This is a genomic window from Rhodopirellula halodulae, assembly GCF_020966775.1.
Taxonomy (GTDB): Bacteria; Planctomycetota; Planctomycetia; order Pirellulales; family Pirellulaceae; genus Rhodopirellula; species Rhodopirellula halodulae.
Genome location: NZ_JAJKFV010000029.1, coordinates 1,110,612 through 1,136,818, shown reverse-complemented (window position 1 = coordinate 1,136,818; position 26,207 = coordinate 1,110,612). Strand labels below are relative to the sequence as shown.

At 57.0% G+C, this 26,207-nt stretch carries 4 protein-coding genes; 3 read left to right on the top strand and 1 reads right to left on the bottom strand.

Annotated features, from left to right (window positions below; translation table 11 throughout):
- Positions 1-3: 3 nt before the first annotated feature.
- Positions 4-3,813, bottom strand: coding sequence for a hypothetical protein (locus LOC70_RS17055; RefSeq protein WP_230255196.1), 3,810 nt, complete (start codon positions 3,811-3,813; stop codon positions 4-6).
- Between the two features lie 742 nt (positions 3,814-4,555).
- Here LOC70_RS17055 and LOC70_RS17050 point away from each other — a divergent pair.
- From LOC70_RS17050 to LOC70_RS17040, 3 genes are all read left to right on the top strand, one after another.
- Complete coding sequence (locus tag LOC70_RS17050) at positions 4,556-5,632, top strand: ABC transporter substrate-binding protein (protein WP_230255195.1); 1,077 nt, start codon at positions 4,556-4,558, stop codon at positions 5,630-5,632.
- A gap of 182 nt (positions 5,633-5,814) precedes the next feature.
- Entirely contained in the window at positions 5,815-7,164 is a 1,350-nt protein-coding gene (locus LOC70_RS17045; protein WP_230256182.1) for a DEAD/DEAH box helicase, read from the top strand.
- Between the two features lie 546 nt (positions 7,165-7,710).
- Positions 7,711-26,118, top strand: a complete 18,408-nt coding sequence (locus tag LOC70_RS17040) for an Ig-like domain-containing protein (RefSeq protein WP_315857308.1) — start codon at positions 7,711-7,713, stop codon at positions 26,116-26,118.
- The last annotated feature ends 89 nt before the right edge of the window (positions 26,119-26,207 follow it).

Below are 26,207 nucleotides of genomic sequence, written 5' to 3'. Positions count from 1 at the left end.
CGCTCACCGACCGAACAGTTTGTCAATTCGAAGCTTCTCAAAGCCTTTGTTCAGGCTGTCTTCCAACTGCTGCTGTCCTCGGCCGATTTGTTCCTGCAAGAAGTTCGCTCCCGCTTCTTGCGCGGCGCGAGTTCCCATGTCCGCGACAATCCGTTGGATCCCGGACGAATCCAATCGGGGACGGTCCAAGGTTCCGCCAACGGGAACCGTGATCGTTTGTCCCGTCAAGAAACTCAAATCGTTTCCAATCCAAGACGCATCCAACGGAATCTGAGCGATCAAATCAAGTTGACCGTCCATGGTGACCCGACCACTGGTGGTGACCTTTGCACGATCGATTTCCAGCAACAACGCGCGGTGATCCACCGCCCCACCCGCGACGTTGAACTCAATTGTCTGTGCCGGCATGGTGATCAGCGTGCGGCCACTTCGCGGTGGATTGACCCGTGAACCAATCGCGGCCATCGCCTGCAATTGTCTGGCTCCCGCAATCACTTGGTCGGCCAGCGGTCCCGCATTCATGCGAACTTGATCGACATCCAACCGCCCACGAATGACGGACTGACGCGGATCATCTATCGAGACCATTCCGGTTTCGACCGTTGCACTGAACGTCCCATCGATCAACGCTGCATCCGATGCAATCGGGGCAACATACTTCAACCACTTGCCCGTGATCTCCGGTGTTAGCTTGACGTTTTTGGCAACTGGCCCGGGTTTCAAGTCGATCCAAATCGCGGGTCGATAATGCACGTCGCCGGCGAGCAACAGCTTGCCATAGGACGCCGAGGGATCGACGCTCGTTTGGAACGTGGATGGGTCGTTGGCGTCATAGTCCAGCGGCGCGACCTGAGGGCCGTAACGCGGCGTCATCGAACGGCTTGGTCCAAGCACAGGAATCGTGCTCGGCGCGATTGAAACCACGGACTCCGTCATGTTGAACGGAACGGAAGATGGACCGAACCACATCCCCGCGGCATCAACACTTTCCCACCCCAAACTTCCATTGATCCGAAATTTGGATGGCTGATCACCGACTTGCGAGTACTCCAGCTTCAGCGGCGTTGGGTGCACCCCCTCGGCCACGATGGATGTGCCCGTTAGCAGCGATAAACGTTTGGCAACTTCGTCCATTTTGAAATTTGCCGGGCCCTCGAGCTGGACCGTTTGTTGATCGCCCTTCCACTGAATGGTTCCGCCCAACGTGCTGGCGAACCAGTCGCCCGCGATTTGCAGCGACTTTGACTGCAACGCGGAATCGTTGATCTTCCATTCCGCCCGCCCGTCGACTTTCAAATTGGGCTCGGACCACACCACACGCTGAACAGGCCGCACATTGCGTGATGCCGCTGGCTGCGTCTCCACCAACTCAAACCCGCGACCGGTCAAATGCGAATCCAAGAACAAAACAGCGGCATCACCGGTGGCCACCACGTTGCCTTCCATCTTGCCCTTTAACAGCCATTCACTATCGGGTGAAGTTGCATTGTCACCTCGGTACGCCACCGATCGCACGGAAGAAGCTTGATTCAAATTGGACAAACGCGTCTGAGACGATCCTTGTGCGATCCGTTCCCGCATGCTCGTTTGCAATCGTTCCAGCTCCGCTTGCCAAGCGACTTCGATATCGGTCATTCCACCGATCCATTCACCTTGGACCGCGGCCGACGCCGCATCCCCGGCGACGGTTAACGAACGAATGATGACGTCGTTTTGTGGGTAGCTCGCTTTGCCATCGAAGTGCAGTTTGACCAACTGCTGTTCCCAAATCTGGTTGGAAACCGGCACCTCGACCGACGTCAATTGCGCGTCAGCGGACTCCAATAACGCCGCCCCGGATTGACTCACCCCACCTCGAGCGTGAAAGCGAAAACCGCCTTCGGTCAGCTCATAAGGTGATGGAATCCATGGTGACAACAGTTGAGCAACGGCGTTGATTTGTCCCTGCCCGTTCATCCGCAGCGGAATCAAACGTTCCGCGTCCAGGCCGGAAATCGATTGGACCAACTCCACATCCAATTCCAATCCTTGCCCAACCAAACTCAGGCGTCCGCCGGTCAGTTCGGACAAGTAACCGCCTTGGGCTTGCCAGCGTCCGGTCACGTCCAAATTCGACTGAAGTGAAGACGGCTCGAAACTCTGGCCCGGATTCAATTCGATCGCCACGCCAGTCATCTGGCCATCGCCTCGCAGACGCCACAGGCCATCGGGCTGAGCATTCCAGGTCAACGCGCCCTGGACGTTGCCTTCCAATCGACGTTCATCGAGATCGATCAAAGGACGCAGAATCCTGGCCAGCTTCCCAAAGTTCACATCGACATTGGCGGAACCGTTTCGCAAATCGCCTTGCCCATTGATCGCGGCAAAGGGGCCTTGCAGTTGAAACTCTTCGGCGAATAGGTGTTGAGCATCGCTCGCCACCACGGCAACGGCATCCACCGGTGCAATGCGTACATCACCTTGTTTGGAGGTAGCTTCGATGACCCCGGTTCGAACCAGTAAACGACGACGGCGAGTCTCTCGTTGCAAGGAAGCATTTGCCGGTGCACCAACAATCGGTTCGATACGGGCATCAACGACACCAGCTTTCAACTGCACGCCTTCACGAAGCGGCATCAACTCGGGCAACGCACGACGCAACCGAGGCAAATCGATCTGCACCGTTGCTGTCGCATCCACTTGGTTCAACCAAGCCAACGGGTTGGTCGCCGTCCCAGCCAAGGAGACTGAATCAGGGAACGAACCATTCATCTGAACATTCGCGAAATCGGTTTTCGCGTCGACTTGTCGGGCGTAGACACGTCCACCGGACAGTTGCAGGTCGCCGTTGAAAGACGCCAATTCGTTGTTCCACAATCGCTTGCCGGTTTGCATGTCCGCGGCGATCAAGTTTCTGACTTGGAACTGACGCAGCGAAACATTCGGTTCGCCCGATGCACTCAGCGTCAACTGCGTTTGGCCCGAGACATCTCCCGTGATGGCGGTGGGCAATTCGCTTTGTGGGAACCGTCGTTGAACCAAGGTCAGGACTGACAACGGCAATGACTCGGCATTGATCTCCACCCACAACTGTTCAGCATCAGTGGAGGTCGCAGTGGGTTGCATGGCAGATTTGATGTGTCCCGCCATCGAACCATCACCGCCTCCCGGTTGGCTCAGCACACCATCAAACGTCACATCCAACCAAACGGGATCGAGTGTGGCGACCGCGTGCGATTGGCTCAATTTCCAAGTCTGATTAGTTCCCGCGTTGGTGACGTCCACCGTGATGTCTTGTAGTTTGACCACGCCTTCGGGAACGATCTGGGAAGGCTCGTCCGACGGGGCCAACAGTGTTTGCAGATCGTTTTCAAGCGAAGTGATTCCGTCTTCGACCGTGCAGGTAACATTCACACCACGAAGCAGAATCTCGCCGAAGCGACCTGATTGCGGATCCCCTGACCAGAAGTCACCAATCGAGAGGGAGGTCTGCAACTCGTCGACCGCCACTTGCGAATCGCTTCGCCGACCGGACAGTTTTAGCCCGCGAATTTGAAGTGGGGTCAGCCAACCAAGCTGCACCGAATCGACTTCGGCATCCAGGTCGTAGGAATCCAGCGTACTGACCAGCAGCGATCGCCCGATGGGTGAATGACTGACCAAACTCGGCATGGCCGCAATTGAAAGGACGGCAAACACAAGCAGGACCAACACCACCGTCCGGCGACGACGAAGCCGACCTTCACGACGCCGGCGAGTCCGGTTCTCTTGCGAGCGTTCCATGACACCAAACTTGGCATCGAGATCAAAGTCCCTGGCCGCTTTGCGTCGCATTGCCATCGATTCCATCCATGAAGAGAAGACGTGTTCTATCCATCTGAACACGATCTTGCAGAGCATACCCCTTTTTCGCGAATCCACCCAAGAGACGTTTTTTGCGTGAACCAATCGCCTGTTTTGCAGCGACAAAACCCTGGCCTGATTCGCACTCGCACGAGACGCAACAACTCAGCCCGCCACTTCGGTCGGCGCATAAAAAAAGCTCCCGGAGAGTACGAGGTCCTAGGGGGGCGGAGGACAACGCGCTACATTTCCGGGAGCCGGTGGTCGGTTTGTTCGAACAAGTGAGCACATCCTTGTGATCACTTTTCGAACGTCCGTTATCTCAAAATCCTGCCAAGGCTTTCCAGGTCAATCCGTGACCAAACAAAACATTTTGGGAACCTCGCAGCCAATCCTCGAATGAATCCAAAGACGACCAATGCGAAGTGCAATCTTGAAACATCGCACGTCGAAAGCGGACCGGGTTGGAGGTCCGTTTGCGACGATGGGGGAAACTTAGCGGGGGCCGCTTTCGTGGGTCAAGCCGAGTTGTCAAAAAGTCCACAGTCTTCGTCAAAGCGATCCGCAGCCAACCCATTTTGGTCCCGAAAATCGTTTAGAATTCGCGTCGAAAGTTTCTTGAATTTCTTTTACACAACGTTCCTTCATGACAACGACGCCCCACTCCAAAGCGCAGAAATCTGCGCCCGTCCATACAGGCCATCCCGCATATCCAATCCGTGCTGCATTCTCGATGCTCGCGTGGTCCTTCCGACGTGCGACTCGTTTGGGGGCTTCGCGTGGTCAATTCCCATCAAAGCAGCGACAAACCAGCACCTGGATTCGCGGGTGCGGATTGATGACCATGTGTTTCCTAGTGACCAGTCTCGGCTGCCAACCTCCCGCGGAAACCAAAACCGACAAAGACGACTCCACGTTGCATTTCGCGGTCGTACCCAAGGGTACGACTCACATTTTTTGGCAATCGGTCAAACACGGTGCCGAAAAAGCCGGCCAAGAGATTGATGCCAAAATCACATTTCGCGGTCCAAGCAAAGAGAACGATCGCGACGAACAGATCAGCGTCGTTCAAGGTTTCTTGAACGCGAAGGTCGATGGCATCTTGCTGGCCCCCTTGGACGCGGACGCATTGGTCCGTCCTGTAAAAGAAGCAAGCCGTGCGGGAGTCCCCGTGGTGGTCTTTGACAGCGGATTGAACACGGACTCGGGTGACTACGTTTCGTACGTGGCCACGGACAACTTGGAAGGCGGCAAACTCGCCGCACAGACCATGGCGAAGAGCCTCGGCGAAGAAAGCGGCAAGGTGATCGTGCTGCGATACGAAAAGGGCAGCGAAAGCACGCACCAACGCGAAGAAGGTTTCTTGGCCGAAATGCAAAAGTTCCCCAAGATCGAAGTCCTTAGCAGCGATCAGTACGCGGGTTCGACCACCGAATCGGCGATCGACAAAGCTCAAGCCTTGCTGAACCGCTTTGGCGATGAAGTCGATGCGATCTACACCGTTTGCGAGCCCACCGCCGAAGGAGTTCTGCGAGCGCTTCGCGAACGTAACTTGGCTGGCAAAGTCAAACTGGTGACGTTCGACAGCAGCGACTCCCTGCGAAACGCTCTGTCCGCCGGTGAAGTCGACGCCATTGTCCTCCAAGACCCTGTCGCAATGGGTTACCAAGCCGTCAAAACGATGGCGGCTCACCTGCGTGGCGAAACGCCAGAAGCCTTCATCGACACCGGTGTCTTCGTCGCCACGGCAGAAAACCAAGACGAGGAACCCTACGCACGGTTGCTCAGCCCGGCGATCGCCAGCGACTGAGCGACAAACCCGAACGCGCAGGCAAGCCTCGTTGAAGGGGCCTGCCAACGCTGAATCGACAGACAAGACCGGCCAAGGCGGGTTCTTGCAGCGACGCCCGGAAGTCAACAAAAATGGCTTTCGGGTCGGTCTACTCAGTGTCGCAATTCGGAAGCACCGGATAGACTTCTCACATGAACAGAATGAGAAACCAACGAGCACCGCGTACAGGACGCGGATCACGGCCGGCACGCTTCGAAGAACCGGTCGACACCATCGCCCTTTTGGAATCCGTCGGCCCGGTGGAAACACCCACCGACGTCGAGTCCTTTGACGAGCTGGATCTTTCACCAGTCATGCGTCGGGCGGTCGCCGAAGCAGGCTTCACCAAACCCTCACCCATCCAAGGCGCGTTGATCCCGCATGCCTTGGATGGCAAAGACGTGATCGGGCAGGCTCGCACCGGCACCGGGAAAACCGCCGCCTTCAGCATTCCGATCCTGGAACAACTCGATTCGCTGGAAGATTGTCGTGATCCCCAGGCGATCGTGATCGTTCCAACGCGTGAGTTGGCGGACCAAGTCGCCAGTGAGGCCGAAAGGCTCGCTCGTGGCGTCCCCACAGAAATCGCCGTCCTCTCCGGCGGCAAGAACATGAATCGCCAATTGCGGCAACTGGAAAACGGCGTCCAAATGGTCGTCGGCACCCCGGGTCGTGTCCACGATCACCTCAAACGCGGCACCCTGCGGACTCACAAGGTTTGGTGCGTCGTGTTGGACGAAGCTGACCGAATGCTCGACATTGGGTTTCGGCCTCAGATCGAGCGGATCATGCGTCAGTGCCCTCGCAGCCGCCAAACGTTGCTGCTGTCCGCAACACTTCCACCGGTCGTCCGCCGTTTAGCTGAAAGCTACATGCACGAACCCATCGTGATCGATTGCTGCCGAGACGAAATGGCGGTCGACACGATCGAACAGCGCTACTTCACGATTGCGCAAGACGAAAAGTTTGACCTGCTGGAATCGCTACTGAAGCGAGAAAAACCTGAACAGGCGATCATATTCTGCCGCACCAAACGCGGAACCGATCGGCTCTACCGAAAACTCTCTCGGGAATACGGATCGGCCTGCGGTGCGATTCACGGCGATTTGCAACAACGCGAGCGAGACCGTGTGCTGCAGAATCTGCGAGATGGCAAATTGAAACTGTTGGTCGCGACGGATGTCGTGGGTCGCGGAATTGATATCAGTACGATCTCACACATTGTCAACTTCGACGTCCCGCAAGACTGCGATGATTATGTGCACCGCGTTGGACGAACCGGCCGAATGGGCCGCGATGGTGTGGCGTACACCTTTGTCGTTCCCGGCGAAGGCGAGATCCTGACCAGCATCGAACAGCGCATTAACAAGCTGCTCATTCAGGACAAATTGGACGGTTTCCAAACTCCGGCAGAGAAGGCCGCAGCGGTGGCGGCAGCAGCGCCCGCTCCGGAGAAAGAGACAAAGCGGACCCTCAACCCTATGACACGGAAACGCCCCCGGCGGCGTTGATTTCTACCAGGGAACTTTTTCGCGGGGCCAACGTCCAACTGACGCAAGAATGTGTCAATTGTGACGGCTGTATGACGCGAAGCTTCTTTCCCGCCGCGAACCGCCCCCTCTACGGGACTGATCGAGTCGGTCGTTTCTGTCATCAGAATCGGTGCAATTGGCACATTTGTCCGGCGAGGTTGGCCTGCGGTAAGTGACGATGACGCAAAAATTTGCGGCGTTATTTACCCCAACTATACTCGGCGGACTGATCGCGCGAGCTGTGCCCAAATTGCCTGACTTAACAGTCGGTGCCGTCGCAAGCAACGCCGTGGGATCAACCTTGTCATCCACGACTGATCTTCGATTGACCGCGTTTTTCGTGGGAAATCGGAGCTCCGAGATTCACATCAAGTTCGGCGGATTGGGTTGAAAAATGGCTGTTTTGGAAGCCATCGATGACCCAATCTCTGGTCTGCCAAGAAGGTTCGGTCTATGACCTCGCGTCAGCGAAACACAGTGTCTCCGTCCACAGATAATGCTTCCTCCAGCGATCGCTCCGGTGCGATGCCTTCACGGCGTCGGTCGAAGGCGTCCAAACGCGGCGGCGCAAGCCGACTTCAGCGTCGACGTCATCTGCTCGAGTCGCTCGAAGCACGTCAATTGCTCGCCGGTCCCCAATTGATCGGCGTGCAGCCGAACCAAGGCGACTTGATTGACGACGGAACGGTCCGCCAAACAGCTCCTCGCGTGTTGACGTTCCGTTTCGACGAGACTCAACAGATCGACCCGAACACGCTGAGCGGCATTGAGATCAGCCGCGCCGGTGGCGACAAAGACTTCAACGAACGCATCGTGATCGAACCTGGTGCGATTTCGCTGGGCGATCCTAACGAAAACGAGATCGTTGTTCGCTTCGCCGAGAACCTTCCCGACGACGATTATCAAATCAAGCTGTTTGGGTACGACAATCCTGATGAAGGCATTGTCGGGATCCGAAACCTGAACGGCGAACTGTTTGTTCCCAGCACGCCAGGCGAACGAGTTGAGACGATCAACTTCGATCTCGACTTGGGAGCCCTGATCGAATCTGTGGTTCCTCAACCCGTCGTTCGCAACGAAGACGGCAGCCTGACGCAGAACCGCAATGAGGTCGTTGTTTACTTCAACGAAGACCCGCTGTTTGTCGAAAACGACGCGGCCGGCAATCCCACCTCACGTTCGGCTGAGAACCCACGTTTCTATCAACTGCTGTTGACGCAAGACACGGTCCGCACAACCGACGACGTTGTCTATCTGCCCAGCAAGGTCGTCTACGACGAAGAAACCTTCACGGCTCGATTGTTCTTCGACACTGACATCAATGAACTGTCGTTCGACGAAGCCGTCCTGACAGCCGCCGACAGCGCTCAGCTCAGTCAACTGGAAGCCGCCCTGGTCGCAGGCACGCCTTCGGTTGCCGAAGCGGAAGCCAACCTGGCCGCGTTCAAAGATAGTTTTGCAGTGCCAGTTGGCGGCGGTACCTTCCGTTTGCGAATCGGCAATGCCATCAGCTCATCCGCCGAGTTGCAACTGCAGCCCACCCAGGTCATTCCACGTCCATTCACCAGCATTGGTTTGGACAACAGTGGCAGTGAGTTCTTAGTGCGTTCGCTTCTGCTGGGCGAAGACCAGCCTGATCGCTCGGTCGTCTTCGTTAATTCCGCTGCCGGCGGTTTGGCGGTCAGCCTCGATGGCAACGGCCGCGTTGTGGTCGACTTTGGTGGTGACACACCGACGGTCAACGATCTTCGCGTCGCGGTGGCGAGCACGCCGTCGGTCGCTGGCTTGATCGAAGTGGATCCGAACAGCTTTGGTTCCGTCGATCTTCCGCTCAGCCTGACCAACCGAAGCGCATTCGAATTGGTGGGTCTGGGTGGCACGCTGACCACCGCCTACGACTTGGGTGAATTGGGATCGACCGGCCAACTGGCCAGCGTTCTGATCCGCGAATCGATTTCGCCGATGCCGTTCGCGTTGGATCTCCCCGGCGGCAACGATGATCCCGGTCACCGAGATGTCGACACCGGCTTTGTTGGACACCTGAACCCATTGTTCGGCGCTGATTCCACGGACGGCATCACCGAGATTGCTTACAACTTCGAAGCCAGCGTCGCAGCAGCGGGTGGCACGACGTTCAGCAACCAAATCACCGAACGCCAACGCACCCGCGTTCGAGAAGTGTTGGACCTGTGGTCGACCAAGATCGGCGTTCAATTCCGTGAAACGGTGTCCGAAGGCATCACGTTCGCCGTCGGCGACAACACCCGTTTGGCCAATTCGCAAGGCTTCAACGTCATCAATGCGAATGTTCGCGTTGACGAAACGTTTGCTGATCCGGCGATCGTCTTCAGCAACCAAGTCACTTTTGGCACGGCCTACGGCGAAGACTTCACTCGCAAAGCCGCCGCGGGTGTCGGTTTGCTGTTAGGTCTGGAGTTCGCTCCTGAGTTGCCACCTGAGAACTTGCTGAACGGATCGTTCACGTTCCTCAACGACACCATCAATCCCGCGACCGAAGCCGCCCTGAATAACCTGGAACCTGTTTTCCCGGGGAACGCGGACGTGCTTCATGGCCAGCACCTCTATCGTCCGGACAGCGTCGACATCGACATGTACCGGTTCGAAGTCAACCTGAATGACGCGGACCGCGTCGGCACGCTAACCGTCGAAACGTTTGCAGAACGTTTGGCGCAATCCAGCTTGCTCGATACCACGTTGACCTTGTTCCAAGAAGTCGCCGCAACCGCGACCTCTGACTTCGACCTGGGTCCTTCGTTGACCATTCAGTTCACCGCCGTCGCGGCGGGAGCGGAAGGCAATCAAACTCGGATCGAGTTTGTTCAAAGCGACCGTGCCGCCAACGATGATGCGATTCGCGTCCTGCGTCGCAATGGTGATGATGGTCAGCCACTGAGCAACGTCATCTTGCTCGATGTGCCTCGTCGCAGCAGCGTTGGTGACGTTCCGGTTTCCGATCTGATCGCTGCGATCAACAACGATCCGTTTGCTTCGTCGTTGGTCCAGGCAACACTGGTGGAAGGCGATGCGTCCACCGACATTTCGCGTCCGAACGAAGTGCTGGACTTCAGCACCATCAGCCTCAGTGGCGGCGGACTGGAACAACTCAGCCGCAATGATGACTACTTCAGCGAAGATTCCTTCCTAACCGCGTCCTTGGGTGCAGGCACGTATTACATCGGTGTCGCCGCCAGCGGCAACGACGAGTACAACCCGCTGATCCCGGACAGCGGCTTTGGCGGCACATCGCAGGGTGACTACGAGCTGCTCGTCAAATTCAATCCCAATGTTGACGAAGTGAATGTGCTTCGCGACATGGACTTGGACGGCAACAACGCGGGTGACCGCAATGGTGTCCCCGGCACGCCGCTTGATGGCGATGGGGACGGTGCGCCCGGAGGACTGCATCAGTTCTGGTTCCAAACGCGTCCCGAAGAACGCATCTTGGAATTTGAACTCAGCGGAAATGCGATCACGCCGAACCAAACCATCGAGATCGTCAGCGGATCAGGTGTTCGCCGCGTTTATGAATTTGTGCCGATCGGCCAAAGCAGCACTGTCCCCGGCAGCGTTGTGGTTCAGTACAACGCGACGGTCGGTGCCGGATCGCCGGCTGCGGGCTTGGCAAACGAACTCGCCACCAGCATCAATTTGCTAACCGGCATCACTGGTGTTGCCGCATCGGTGGTTGGCTCAGGATCATTGGTCCAATTGACCGGTGATCGCTCCGTTGAAACGTCTAACGATTTCCGCGGGATGACGGTCCACGGCCGCACAATCTTCGTCGACAAACTGGGTGCGGCACAGGCCGACGGCAGCATCGACTCGCCTATCAACAACATCGCCAGCACCGATGTTTTGAGTGCGTTCTCCATCGCTCGTGAAGGCGATCAAGTCCGAATCATCGGCAACGGTGGCGTGGACGGCGACATCGAGACGGAAGCGGATAACTTCAGCTATCAGTTCGGCATCACGGAAACCGGCGGTCGCGTCCTGGAAGACGGACGCAACATGGAAATCCCGAAGGGCGTCACCGCCGTGATCGACGCGGGTGCCGCCTTGAAGTTCCGCAGCGCACGCATTGGCGTCGGTAGCAGCAGTTTGCAGATCGACCGTAGTGGATCGTTGCTGCAAGTTCTCGGCACGCCTCGCTTGGTCCAACTGTCCACGGACAACGACCTCACCGACCCGAACTTCGAACCAACCACAACGTTGCTGACGGACGAGTCCGACGCACTCTCGGCTTACACCAACGGGAGCGTGATCCTCACCAGCATGCGTGATCGTGGTGTGGACGCCTCCGCCGCGGGAATCGCCCCAGCAGCCGGCCCCGGAGATTGGGGCGGGATCGTCTATCGCAGTGATTTTGATTCCGTTCAGGGACGCAGCTCGCTGGAAGATCAAGGGATCTTCATGGACCGCGTGAACCATGCGGAAATTCGCTTCGGCGGTGGCAGCAACCTGTTGATCGATGCGGTTCAACAGTTGGTCAATCCAATCACCATGATTGGACGTCGCCCAACCATCTCGTTCAACGAAATCACCCAAAGTGCCGATGCGGCGATCAGCGCCTCACCAGACACGTTCGAGGAAACCACGTTCCAAGGTCCGAAATTCCAAGTCGCTGGACGCTTCATTGCCGACTACGATCGCATTGGTCCGGACATCTACTCCAATCAACTGCTCGACAACAGCATCAACGGTCTGTTCATTCGAGTTCAAACGACTGCGAATCAGCCGCCTCGTGAGTTGACGGTTTCCGGTCGCTTCGACGACATCGACGTGGTTCACTACCTGGCCGAAAACCTGTCCGTGGTTGGCACTCCCGGCGGCAGCATCGAGGATGGCATTCGTCCTGACCTGACCAGTTCCGCGGGCAACGTGAATCTGGGCGGCGATCTGCAAGACGCCACGTTCAACTACCGCATGACGTTTGTCGACGTATTCGGTTTTGAATCGGCTCCGAGCGATCCAAGTGGCGACTTTGTGGTGCCCGCCACGCTCAGCGGTTCCTCCATTGAACTTCGCAACCTTCCCGCGATTGGTGATGTCAGCAACTTCGTTGCGCGTCGCTTGTACCGCAGCGTCCCGGGAACCAGCGACTACGTGTTCGTCGCACAATTAGATTCGACGCGTCAAACCTTCGTCGATGATGGCAGCCAAACGGTCGACAACAGCACGCTTCTCGACACGGATCTGGACGGCGTTCGCGGTCGTCTGGATGCGTCGTTGACGATCGACCCAGGTTTGATTGTCAAACTCAACGGTGCACGCATTGAACTTGGCCACGGCACGCAGCTACTCGCCGAAGGCACCGCTCAGCGTCCGGTTGTCTTCACCAGCTTGCTGGACGATCGCTTTGGTGCCGGTGGCACATTCGACACCAGCAATGACAACGCGACGGGCACCGTTTTTGATCCTGAACGAGGCGACTGGTCCGGCATCTACGCCAGCCCGAATGCTCATGTCAGTTTGGATTCCGCCACGATCGCCTACGCCGGTGGCGTGAGTTTGATCCCCGGCGGTGAGAGCCGCGGCTTTGTGCCGCTGCAATTGCAACAAGCCACCGCCCGCGTTGTGAATTCACGATTCGAGTTCAACGATGACGGACAAGACGGTGCGGGTGCGGTCGGCCGATTCGGTCGTCCTGGTGTCACCCCATCCACGATTCACGTCCGTGGCAGCCAGCCAATCATCGTTGGCAATGAATTTGTCGATAACCGCGGCAGCATCATCGACATCGATAGCAACTCGATGACCGCGGAACGCGTGGTGGACTTAGGTCGCCAAACGGGTTCCGTCGACAACTTCTCGGAGCTGGATGACAACTACGGCCCGTTGATCCGACTCAACCGATACGAAGTGGTCGCCAACGGTGCCGCTGCGGAACGTCAACTCAGCGGCCTCGAAATTCGCGGTGGCCAGCTCACCACGGAAAGCATTTGGGATGACACTGATATCGTGCACATGCTGTTTGACAGCATCGAAGTCGGCAACCTGCACAGCAGCGGTGGCCTGCGATTGTTCAGTCGCGCCGAGGAGAGTTTGGTCGTCAAGTTGTCCGGTTCGGGAACGGCGTTCAGCCCCACAAGCGGAACCGGCCTGACCGCGACGGGTACCGTCGGCGACATCGATGACCGTATCGGCGGAACAGTTCAAATCATCGGGATGCCGGGATCGCCGGTTGTCTTGACCAGCATTGCTGACGATACCGTCGGTGCTGGCTTGATGCCCGATGGCACGGCATTCTTGGACACCAATGGTGATTCGTTCTCGAGCCGTCCGGACTCGAACGATTGGCGAAGTGTTTTGTTCGATGAGAACTCGAACTTCACCAACATCGAATTCATCCTCGAACGCGAGTTGAAGTCGGAGATCAGCCCCGGCCTGAATGGATCGGTCGTCACGGCACAAGCTCTGGGCACGCTGGCACCAAACGAGCTTTACAGCGACGAAGAAAACCGATTGGGCTTTGAAGTCGAAGGTTTCCTCTCGCAAGCCGACGACATCGACACGTATGCCTTCACCGCGGAAGCTGGAACCCAGATTTGGGTGGACTTGGACCACACCTCGTTCACGCTGGACTCCGTCCTCGAAGTTCTTGATCCCAATGGGACCGTCATCGCTCGCAGTGACAACTCATTCGACGAACTCAATGGCGATGCCGAAGTTGACATTTTGGATCCAAGTGCAGAAGGCCTCGCGGGTCCTCTGCAAGCCAATGCAAACTTCGATGGGTTCATGGACTACGACACCGTCAACCCACGCGACGCGGGCCTCCGCATCACGTTGCCCGGTCCCGTTGGTAATTCGTCGAGTTACTTCATCCGAGTCCGCAGTGCCTCGGTGAACCCAGACGACGCCGAAGGCGGTTTGACCCGAGGCGGATATCGTTTCCAAGTTCGCTTGCGTGAAGAGCAAGAGTTCAGCGGAAGCATGGTTCGTTTCGCTGATATTCGCTACGCCAACCACGGAATCCATGTCCGCGGTGCAATGGCCAACTCACCACTGTTGGGCGAAGCTCAAGAGAATGAGCAACTCGGCAACGCTTCGAGCAATGACATCGCTGTCACCAGTTTTAATACGCCAGGTCAACGTGCTCAGTATCTCGGAAACACCTTGGCCAGTCGCAACGGTGTGATCAGCGTCGGCGGTGCGTTAGACGATCTGTCTGACATCGACCACTACCAAATCGACGTGCTGGGCTCACAGGGTGCCGTCAGCCGAGACACTTTGATCTTCGACATCGACTATGCCGATGGCTTCAATCGTCCTGATACCATGTTGTCAGTCTTCTACGATCCAGACGGTGAAGACGGTGATGCTCAGCCACGTTTGGTATTGGTTGGCAACGACAGCAACATTCTAGAAGACCGTACGCTAGCGGGTGACGATCCGATTGACTTGCTGGAAGGCGGTAGCATCGATTCGGGCGACCCTTACATCGGTCCGATTGCGATGCCCGGTGGAGCAGGAACCTACTACGTCGCTGTCACAGGCGAGGGAACGACACCTGATGTCCTGTCCGACCCATTGGTCCGGTTGGAACCCATCGATTCCATTTTGCGAATTGTTGACGACCAGATTGCCAACTCGATCCAGACGACAGCGGATGCTCCAATCGAGCCATTCTTCATCGACACCAGTGTGTTACCGTTCGGATGGTCAACGACGCTCAATCGTGCACGCGACGTGGGGCACAACGCGAAACAAACCTTCAACGGTTCTCGCAATGTGGACTTGTTCCCTGACAGCATCACGTTCGAAACCGAAACCAACAATTCGTTGCTGACGGCGGATGATCTCGAGGCCGGCCTGGGTTGGAGCCTGAACGACGACCCGAATGTGGGCAACACATTTGGAACCAACACTTCACAACAGATCCCACACACGAAGGTGCTGGGCACGACCATCAACGAGGTGGTCGATGTTTATCAGTTTGTGGTTCCCGTTGATGGCTCGCGAGTGATCCTCGACATTGACAACGGCGTGATCCCATACGCGTATGACGCCAACCCGGGTTTCGGTGGCATCGACATCGACCCGGATATCGAGGACTTCGAGAGCGATAGTGTCGACCTAAAACTGCAGCTACTGGATGCCTTTGGGACGGTTATCGCAACCAACCGTTTCTCACCAACCAGCGATGGTGCGGAAGGCAGTCTCGGGAACGCGTTGAGCCTGTTCTCAGATGACCCATACATCGAAACGTTCTTGCAAGCGGGTGTCTACTACGTCGCCGTTTCGCCAGAAGACACCGCGTACGATCCGGATACGCAGGTCTTCTCGCTGGACGTTGACGACCGCCCACAGCAGGGCACGTATGAACTGAACGTGTCGGTTGAGAACCACGTGGTCAACGGTGGCGATCCGAACAACCAATCGCTGTATTTCGATCGATCTGAAATTCGCGGCGACTTGGACAGCGTTGCGTTCGACTTGTCGGGCTACAGCGATGCAGACCAACCTCACCTGTACTTCGATTATCTGCTGAGCGACATCGGCAACGATGAAGTTCGAGTCATTGCTCGCAGCGATCAACAAGGCGACACCGTCTTGGCTGGCAACGCGGCCGGTATTGCCGGAACCAACGGTGAATTGCTGCAACAAGACGCAGCGGAAAATTGGTACCAAGCACGCCTGGACTTGGGTCAATTCGCTGGCGACACCAACGTGGTGATTCGATTCGAGTACGACACCGACTTGGCCGCTGGTACCGGCCCTGTATTTGGCGGCGAAGGTCTGTATCTGGACAACTTCATTGTCGGCTTTGCCGAGCGTGGCGAAATGGTTGTGGGAGCAGCATCTGGACGGACCGGATTCACTGGTGCGTCGCAATCGGTGCTGGGCGAATACCAGTTGGAAATCCGCCCTGGTCAGGACTACACAACCACAACTTCGGCAACGATTCAAACGCCGACCACGACGTTCGATACCAACGATCGATTGGCACGGACGATGACGATCGTTGCACCCCACCCTTCGCAAATCAGCGATGGTGACACATTCTCGATGTCGGACAACGTCCGTAGTGTCACGTTTGAGTTCAACAGCACAGGTTCAGTGGTCGCTGGTAATATCCCAATCGACATCAGCGGTGTGACTACACAAATTGAGGTCGCGGAACGCATGCGAACCGCCTTCAACCTGCCTGCGGTTCAAGCTTTAGTTCCCATCACTGCAACCGATTCGTCGGGTGATCTTATCGGTGGAAACAACGACATTCGAATCGCGCTATCCGACTCGGTTGTAGGCGATTTCTATAAAGTCGATAGTGCCGCCGACGTTCCGGATGCATCAGAACCCATCGTTCCTGCTGGCACGCCATTCCGCTTGCCAGCGATTTACAGCAATGCGATCGGTGACACCAATGTCCAACGCCGCCAAGATCAGGTTTTCATCGACTCCAATAAGATCAGCGACGTGCACGCGATTGGTATCTGGAGTGAACCCGGTGACCGAGGTGTCGACCCACAAGACATCAAAACTCGTTCGCAGTTCGCATTGGACCTTGGAAACTTCTTCGGGTTCAACAATACCGACTTTTTCTTCGGTGACGAAAACGAGTATCTGCAGCAACCACCAATCGGTAACACGACGCCAGGTAGCGTCCGCAACCTGCCGACGCTGAACAACTCCGTGGTCGGTGGTTTGGCGCCTTCGGTATCGATCGTCAACAACACGATCGATAGTGCGGGCTACACAGGCATCAAGGTCGATGGTGAGTCTCGTCCATGGATGATCGACTCCTTCTCGATCGGCGACTTCATCGGTGACCTCGGATTTGGCGATTTGATCAGCGATGGTTTGACCATGACGATCGATGCCGCCGGTACTCGTGTGACCTTCGAGTTCGACGACATCTCCGGCGATCCGAGTGTCGATGGAAGTACCGAGGACGGTGGCGATGGACATGTTGATGGGCACGTGCCTATTTTCTACCGTCGTACCTTCGTGGGTTACAACAACCGTGATTACGCCCACACGCGTCACGAAGTGATGATGGCGATCTACCAAGCCATTCAGGGAAGCATTCTGGTAACGAATGACTTGGTGCAACTGGTCGAGCCGACTATTGGGCCGTCGATTGTGAACGGTAGCGAGCTCGAGGAGAACCGCTATCTCAGCGACATTTCGTTCCCAAGCCCAACTGTCTTTCTCGAAGGCGTCAGCGGCGTCTACTTCGACACCTCGTTTGCGAAGGGCAACCGACTCAACCCGTTCACCGCTAGTCAGGCTGCGGTTGCTGAAGCTCCTCAACCGTTCTCGCGGATCGTTAACAATACGATCTACGGACAGGACGGCACGGAGTCTCAGTTTTCACAAGCCGCGATTATCAACGGGGTGGATGGCGACGATCTGATCAGTGGTGCTCGCGACACGAAGGTCGGCCAAGCTCACAACGGTGCTTACATCACGAACGGCACCATCGGCAACGGCGACACGTTGTTGACCGCTCAGCAAGATGTGGACTTCTACGAGGTTGAACTTCGTGAAGGAGACCGTCTGACCGTCGATATCGACACCTTGGCCGAGGACCTTGCCCTAGACATCCCTGAAGGCCCCGACTTGGTTCTGCGGCTGTTCGATTCCAATGGAGTCATGGTGGCATCGAACGGATCCGGTGTTGCACCGACGCACTTGGAAACTGCAACCGATCCGACGCAGGAAGACACCTACGTCGACCCGGGTCCTGATGTAGATGACCCGGCCGACGACACGCAGCCCAATCTGCGTGCGGTCGACCCATTCATGGATTACACTGCGACGTCGAAGGGCACGTACTACGTTGCTGTCTCGCTGCAGTCCAACGATGAGTACGACCCAAATGCGTTGTCAGGCCGAGCCAGAAGCAACGACATCACGGGCGATTATACGATCGCAATCGAGGCATACGCTGCACGTGACTTCGTGCTGAGCATCGATGATCAAGTCCTGACTCGAAATGGGGGCAACTTGGGAACCACCGGTGCTGACTTGGTTGGAACCTCCGTCGTCATCACTCAGATCCCAGATCGCATCGACAACTTCGTTGCCCCTGGCACCACAAACTCGATCCGGTTCTTGTTCACCGATGGGACCATTGGTGGCGCTAGAACCAACGACAACGGCGAAACGGTTGTCAATGTTCCCGTTCAACCGAATAACGGCTATCGCACCTCGGAAATCATGCGAGCACTGCAGGCCGCAATCAACGGCGAAGGTCTTGCGGACAGTTCGACACTGACCAGTCCGCCGCTCCCCAACCATGAATTCAACAATGGCCCAATCGACGATGACATTGGAGCCACCTCCGGTCCAATCACTCGTGTCGAGGCGACTGCAATCGGTGGCGAGGAAGGTCGCGCAGCCGGACTGGAAAACTTCAACTTCCGAATTCCTTTCCCATTCGGTGCTGGATCAGACTTCCAATATGGATACGGCCACGACCGCATCGGACAAGTCAACAGTGTTGGCCCCGCCGCGTTGAGCACGGGTGCAGGTGCAACCGAGCAATACCTACTGATCAAGAACGCTGCGAAAGTAGAAATCATTCCGCCGGAAGATGGCACGACACCGTTGCGTTTGGATCCCCAACCGGGTACCGAACTCGATCAACTACTGCCCGAAACCGGCGTGTTGTTGACTGGTGGCAGCAGCGCCACATTGATCAATAATGTGTTGTCGAATTTGAACCAAAGCGTCGTGATGGAGGAAACGAAATTCCTCGGGTTCAGTTCCACGGGGCAGGACTTGCATGCCAAGCCGTCCGAAGTGGTTGTCACCAACAACCTGTTCCAACATGACCAGCCTGCCACGACACTGTTCCGGCAGAATATCAACAGCGTTAACAACGCCGGCGTTGGCTTGTCGACGGATGGCCGAAACGGGCCCAGTAATATCAACGGCGGAACAGACGACTTCAACGAGACGCTTGGCAACAACGATGTCCTGTTCGTCAACGCGGACGGCGACAACTTCGTGCCCGCCTTGTTCTCATTGGCGATCGACACCGGTGCCACCTCGATCGTTGAACGTGATGCGTTTGGCGGCGTGAAAGAAAGCGTTGGTCTGGGGACCAGCAACATTCTCGCACCGACCCGCGACGGCAACGGTGTGCTGCGTGCTGACAACGATTTGGCCGCGCCTCCATCCGGTATCGGCGGCAGCCTGTTCATCGACCGTGGTGCGATCGAACTGGCCGATTTCAACGGTCCCGTGGCGACGCTGCAGGATCCATTGGACAACGACTCGGAAGGTCGTGACGGCGATGCGGCGGACAGCTTCTTGCGTCTGACCGGTGGCAACCAACAGAACTTCACCATTCAGTTGCGTGACACGGGCGATTCGTCCAACCCATTCACCGGAATCGGCATTGACGACGACACCGTGGTGGTCGCTGGGATTGATGGCCTGCGTCCCGTGGGTGCCAACGTCGCTGTCTTCGAAAACGAAAAGTTGTTGACCGAGGGCATCGACTACACCTTCGATTACGACGAGACCAGCAACCTGATCACGCTCACACCACTGGCCGGAGTCTGGCGAGAGGGCAATGCTTACAGCATCTCGCTCAACAACCGCGATCGCAGCGTGATCGTCGCTCCTGATCCGAGCGAAGTGAATGATGGCGACCAAGTTCGCATCACCGATTCCGATGGCGGCACCGTCGTCTTCGAATTCGAATCGGGCTACCAGTTGTTCTTGCCCGAGACCTTGACCTTGGTTGTCCCCGAAGTTGGGATCGACGCCGGTGGTCTGAGCGATGGCGACTCGTTCCGGATCAGCAACAACGACAATGATGTCTTGGTGTTTGAGTTTGATCGTGATGGCACCGTCTTGGGCGACGCCACGCCGATCATCCTGCCTGAGACGCAAGTCGACACGCCAGAAGGCCGCCAAGAAATTCGCGAACGCATCGCTCGCGACATCGAAACGGCAATCAACTCAGCACTCGTTGGCAACGAAGACTTCGAGATTGAAGTTGTGGTCGATGGTGCTCGAGTTGTGCTGGGCTCACCCGCCGGCTACACGGTGGACACCTCCGCAGGTGGACTGGAGCAAGATTCGCGAACGCTGGCTTTGCAAGCTCCCTCGCAGGGCACCGAATTCGGTGGTGTGCAGGTGGGCGACACGTTCATCGTCAGCAATGGCAACGTGACGCGAACCTTCGAATTCACCGAAGACGGAACGCTCAGTGATCCAACCTTCACCCCCGTGGTCATCACGACCGCACCGAACGCATTGACCTCCGCCGAGCTCGCACAGACCATCGCGACGACGCTTCAGAACTCGGCCCTGGGCTTGGTTCCAACGGTCGATGGCGACAGCGTTTACCTAAACCTGCCCTCCAACGGATTCGTGAACATTGCGACGGGTCAGTTGTCCGTCATCGGCGTCAGCCGACCGGTCAGCGATGGCGATATCATTCGTGTCACCGAGACCCCGGCAACGGTTTCGACCTCCATTGAATTGGGCACGGCCTATCCCGCCGGTCTGGCGGTCGCTGATTTCGGAGCGACGTTGCACGACAGCGTGGTTGTCCTGCAAACCAGTGCTGGCGAACGCATTCGCATTCAGATCAGTGCCGATGAAACCGTCCTGATTCCAACCATTGGCAGCTTCGTCTTGGACATCACCGAGACAGTGGTCGATGACATCGGAAATGAGACGCTCGTTCTGGTTTCGCGTGACGAATTCGCTCGTCGCTTGGCTGGCTTGCTTCGCAACACGGACCTGGTTGCGGATCCGGTTGCCCAAGACCAATTCGTCTTCTTGAACCTGCCGACCGGCGTGACGGCTTCGCTGCAATCCGATTACGGCGGACTCTTGCTGAACGAGACTTCCGAGTTCGAAGTGCGTCGCACGATCGAATTCGATCTGATCACTCAGGATGAGAACGGACAGGACACCTCTGACGGTGTCGAACCCGGTCACCTCCGTTTGCCATTCCGCTTGACCGACACCGCAGGTGATTTGGCAATCGCGGTTCGCGACGCCTTGAACAACTCCGCTGACCTGATTCAAGGTTTGGCCACCGGTTCCCGTGTGGTCGCTCCTGGTCAAGTTCAGGTGGAATCCAACGAGACCATCACCGTCAACGGTCAGGACGTCATTCCGAAACCGGCGATCATCACCGTCAGTGCCGGCAGCTCGCTGGAAGTTCGCGGCGAACCCGGCGTCACGGAAAGCAGCACCGTTCAGGTCTTTGGCCCGCTGCTGTTGACCATGCCACAACTCGGCGGATTCAGCATTACCAACGGCAGCGTGCTCATCCTGCGAGACGACGCCGGAAACGATGTCATCCTGCAATTCGTCTTGCCAACCGGATTGAACGCGGTCACCGCTGTCCCAGGAGCCATCTTGGTTCCTTATGACTCGAACCAAAACGGTGCCACACTGGCGACCAACTTGGCGGCGATCATCAATGCGTCACCCGCGGACATGACCGCAACCGTGAACGCAAACAACCAAATCTCCTTGGGCCGAATCGATCGCGACCGCGTCGACAACAACGGTTTGCCTGGCTTGTCCGTTCCCGGAACTCCAGGCATCTCGGTCGATCGCGGAATCGTGGCCGACGGCGAAGTCCTTCGCCTGCGTCAAGGCGACGTCGACATCTCATTCGAATTCGAACTCAGCGATGGCGGCGGTGGTGTCCGTCCTGGAAACGTGCCAGTCACATTCAACTCCAGCAGCTCGATCGGCGAGATCGCTCAAAGCTTGGCGGCCACGATTAGCAACAACCGTGGTGGACTTCGCTTCGCAATTGATCCTGCGACCGGTCAGGAATTGATGCCGGTAGCCGATGTGGACGCTGGTACCGTGCAACTGAACGATTTGCCGGGTACTCAAGTCGACATTTCTGGATCGACCACGCTGAATGTCGTCGGCGTCCCCGGCGGTGCCATCGCGATTCCGATCTCACCCGACAACAACTCGGAAGACGTCAAACGAAGCATCTTGCGTGCATTGCAGGGTGTGAACACTCCTGGTCAGCCCGAAACCACGACGTTGGTCGCGGAAAACCGTGGCGGCTCGACGCTGTTCATCGAGAACGCATCGATCATCGACGGTCCCGTCAGCAACTACTATCTGCCTGCAATCAAAGACTTGGCCGGTAACCCGCTGGCACCCAACCGCGAAGACCGCTCGACGCAGTTCACCATCCTGATGCCTGGCATCGGATTGGACTTCGGTGACGCTCCGGATCCGGTGGCTGGTGTTCCGGGTCGTTACCCAACGACTCTGGCCCAGGACGGTCCTCGTCACGTCATCGGTGGTGACAACAATCCGATCTTGGGTTACCGAGTCGACGCCGAAACCGACGCTTTGGCAGTACGCACGGCCGACGGCGACGATCTCACCATCGACGTTTCGCCATTGACCGCTGCGGGCGACCCTCTTCCGAACACGTTGTTCTCTAACACGATCGAGGGTGGCGACGTAAAAATTGCCGTCAACCCATCGAACTTCTCGTCGTTGAACTTGTTCGATGGCGAAACGATCACGCTTACTCTCGGCGGCGTTCAAGCCACCTTGGAATACGACGTGGACGGCCGCTTCGACGAAGACAACTTCGCGATCTCAATCGACGCGTTGGACGAAAACGGAAACGTGGTCAACGCATTGATCAACGAAGAAGACATCGCCGACGCCATCTTGCGTGCGATCGACCAGAGCCCGCTTCAACCGGCTGAAAGATCCGTTGCCCTTGTCAACGGTGTGTATACCGTCACCTTCAGCGGTGATGACGAGGACGGAGTGAACTTCTCCAGTGCGACCAACCCGGGTGGAATTATCAACCCAGGTGTGATCACACCAATCGAAGTTACCGCTTCGCCTGGCAGCGTCCTGCAAGCATGGATCGACTTCAACGCCGATGGTGACTGGGACGACGCGGGCGAGTATGTCTTGCAAGACATCCAGTTTGAGAGCGATCCTGATACCCCGGGCCAGATCACTCGCCAGTTCATCATTCAGTTCCCTGACACGGCCCCCGCTCCAACTAGCGGTGTGACTCAGACGTACGCTCGCTTCCGCGTGTCGACCGAAGGTGGCTTGTCACCGAGCGGCTTGGCATTGTCGGGTGAAGTTGAAGACTACTTGGTCACGTTGCTTCCCGGATTGCCACCAACCGTCAGCGACGCCGCCGCGAACCGCAACTACAGCGTTGCGGAAGGTGCAACGTTGCAGGCCATTGATGCCACCGGCACCCTGACACCAACCATCGGCAACGACGATGGATTGGTGAGCCAGGTGACCGATCCCGATGGACAGGACGTGGCGATCTTCGCTTCCGACGTCGGCATGCGAACGCTGTATGACATCAACGATCCGACACGTGTGGCCGGTATCTTGAACATTGCCTCCGATGGCACGTTCACCTTCGATGCCGATGCGGACTTCTCTGGTCAAACGACCTTTGTTGTCCGAGCCACCGACATCGCGCCGGGCAACCCTGGTGGTCAATTGGTCAGCTCCGTACCGATCACCGCGACCATCACGGTGACACCGGTCAATGATGCCCCAACGTTGCAGACGGGCGTTCAACCCAGCGATGTGTTGACGACCCGATCGATCTTGGAAGACAACGTTGTCAGCCAAGCGGATCAAACGTCGCTCGGCCCGGTTGTCTTCAACGCATCCGAATTGATCGATCCATACTTCTTGGCCGGCCCAGGATCGGAGCCGAACGAGCAAGAATTGTTCTTCCAGTTCGCTGGCACAGGCTCCACCGCGTTCCAAACCACGCAAGGTGGAACGCTGGCGATCACCAACAATGGACGCACCATCCTGTACACGCCTCCGGCGGACTACAACGGTGCAACGCCAGACACGTTCATCTACCGAGTCGCCGACCGGGAAGCTCCTGGCCAAGATCCGATCGTGAGCGAGACCGCCGCAACCGTGGGACGTGTCAGCATTGTCATCTCAGCAATCAACGACAATCCTCGCTTGGTGAACGATTCGTACAGCACCAACGAAGACACCCCGTTGAACATTCCGGTGACTGGAACGGGTGGCATCCTGAACAACGATTCGGCCGGACCTGCCGACGAACAAGCCGATGGGCAAACCATCTCGCTGGTTCCGAATCAGTTCCAACGCATCGTGAACGGGCAAGTCATCAACAATCGCTTCACCGAATCGGGTGGAACGGTTCGCCTAGACGACAAAGGCACGGCCACCACGGATGATGATGAGCTGATCTACACGCCACGAAGTCAATTCAGTGGCACGGATCGCTTCACCTATCAGGTTCAAGATTCGGAAGGTGGCGTTTCCACCGCAACCGTGACGATCAACGTCGGCAGCGTGAACAATGCTCCTGAGTTTGTCGGCGTCAACGGTGTTGCCGGTCAAACGACGCTGCAGTTCGAAGAACGCAAACAACCGGGTGAGCAGGTCACGTTCGACTTGAATGCTTGGTTCGACGATCCCGACAACGACACGTTGACCTACACGGTCTCCGCAACGGGAGGCACCTCGGTCTTCAACCCGTCGATCAGTGGCAACGAGTTGACACTGGACTTTGTTCCATTCCAAAACGGCGACGACATCCCGTTCTTGATCACCGCACGTGATCCATCTGGTTTGACAACGGATCAAACGATTCAAGTGACCGTGACCGGTTCGCCTGACGCCCCTGTGGTTCAGGGCAGCCTGGATCCATTGGTCATCATCGAAGACCAGGTCGCGGTGGAAGACCTCACCCAGGTGTTCTTCGATCCAGATGGCGACACGTTGACCTACACGGTGACTCGTCTGGGGTCGATCGTGAATCCAACTGCGGCACAAATCGCGTCGCATCCGTTGGTGCAATCGATCGAATTCTTTGGCAACTCGCTTCGGATCACGCCGCGGGCCAACCAGTCCGGTGAAGTCTTGATTGAGCTGTCGGCTCGCGACGCTCAGTTCCAAGCCACTCACCAGTTCCAGTTGCAGGTCTTGTCCGCAGAAGATGCCCCAACCGGTGTTGAAGACGCCTACTCCGTGCCACTGGGTGGCCGTTTGGAAATCTCTGACCCAGCGTTGGGACTGCTGCGAAACGATTTCGATCCGGATCTCAACTCGACCTTGTCGATTGCATCTGGGTCGGTGACACAACCGACGTACGGTACGATCTCGCTCGATGGCAACAATGATGGGACGTTCATCTACACGTTCAATCCTGAATCGAGCCTGTTGAACCCACTGCCAACCGGCGACAGTTTCACGTATCGCGTGCAGGACAACACCGGTCGTTTGAGTCCTCCGGTGACGGTCACCATCACCTTTGGGCAATCCGCTTACCAAAACCCATCGGATCGCTTCGATGTGACGGCGGACGGGTTTGTCACGGCGATCGACGCGTTGCGAGTGATCAACTTGCTGAACCGCGACGAACTTCGCGACCCGAACAATCCAAGTGCGGACCTGACGATCGATCGGATTCCAACCTCGCCGCCTGATTACTACGACGTCAACGGCGATGGTCGAATCTCGGCCTTGGACGCGTTGCAAGTCATCAACGAACTGAACGCTCGTTCGGTCGATGGCAGCAACCCGAATGGAGAATCGTTGCTGGCCGACGGCAGTTCCATCGTCGCGACAACGTTCGATTCTTCGGCAGCGGGGCGTTTTGCTGCGACCCAAACGCTCGCTTCTGCAGCCTCTGTTGCTGTGGGAGCCACCAACGAAGTCCCGGTTTCATCGACCAACACCAGCGACCGTCAGGCAGCGGGTGAATGGATGATGTCCACGGAAGATTCGCTGGACAGTCTGCTCTCCGTAGGCTTCGAGATCGATTCCACTCAGTCTCAACGCACCGATTTGTTGGCAAACGAGTTGGCGGACGATTTAGAATCGTCTCTTTCGGATTCGACCGCCGACTTGGGTGGAGCCATTGACTCCGCCTTGATCGACTTGTTCTCGGACGAGAACGATCACAACTAATATCAATGAATCCACGTCGGGAACGTTTTTCGTTCCCGACGTCGGCCCCATTATTCCCTCCCGTTTTTGATTCATATTCTGCAAGGCAT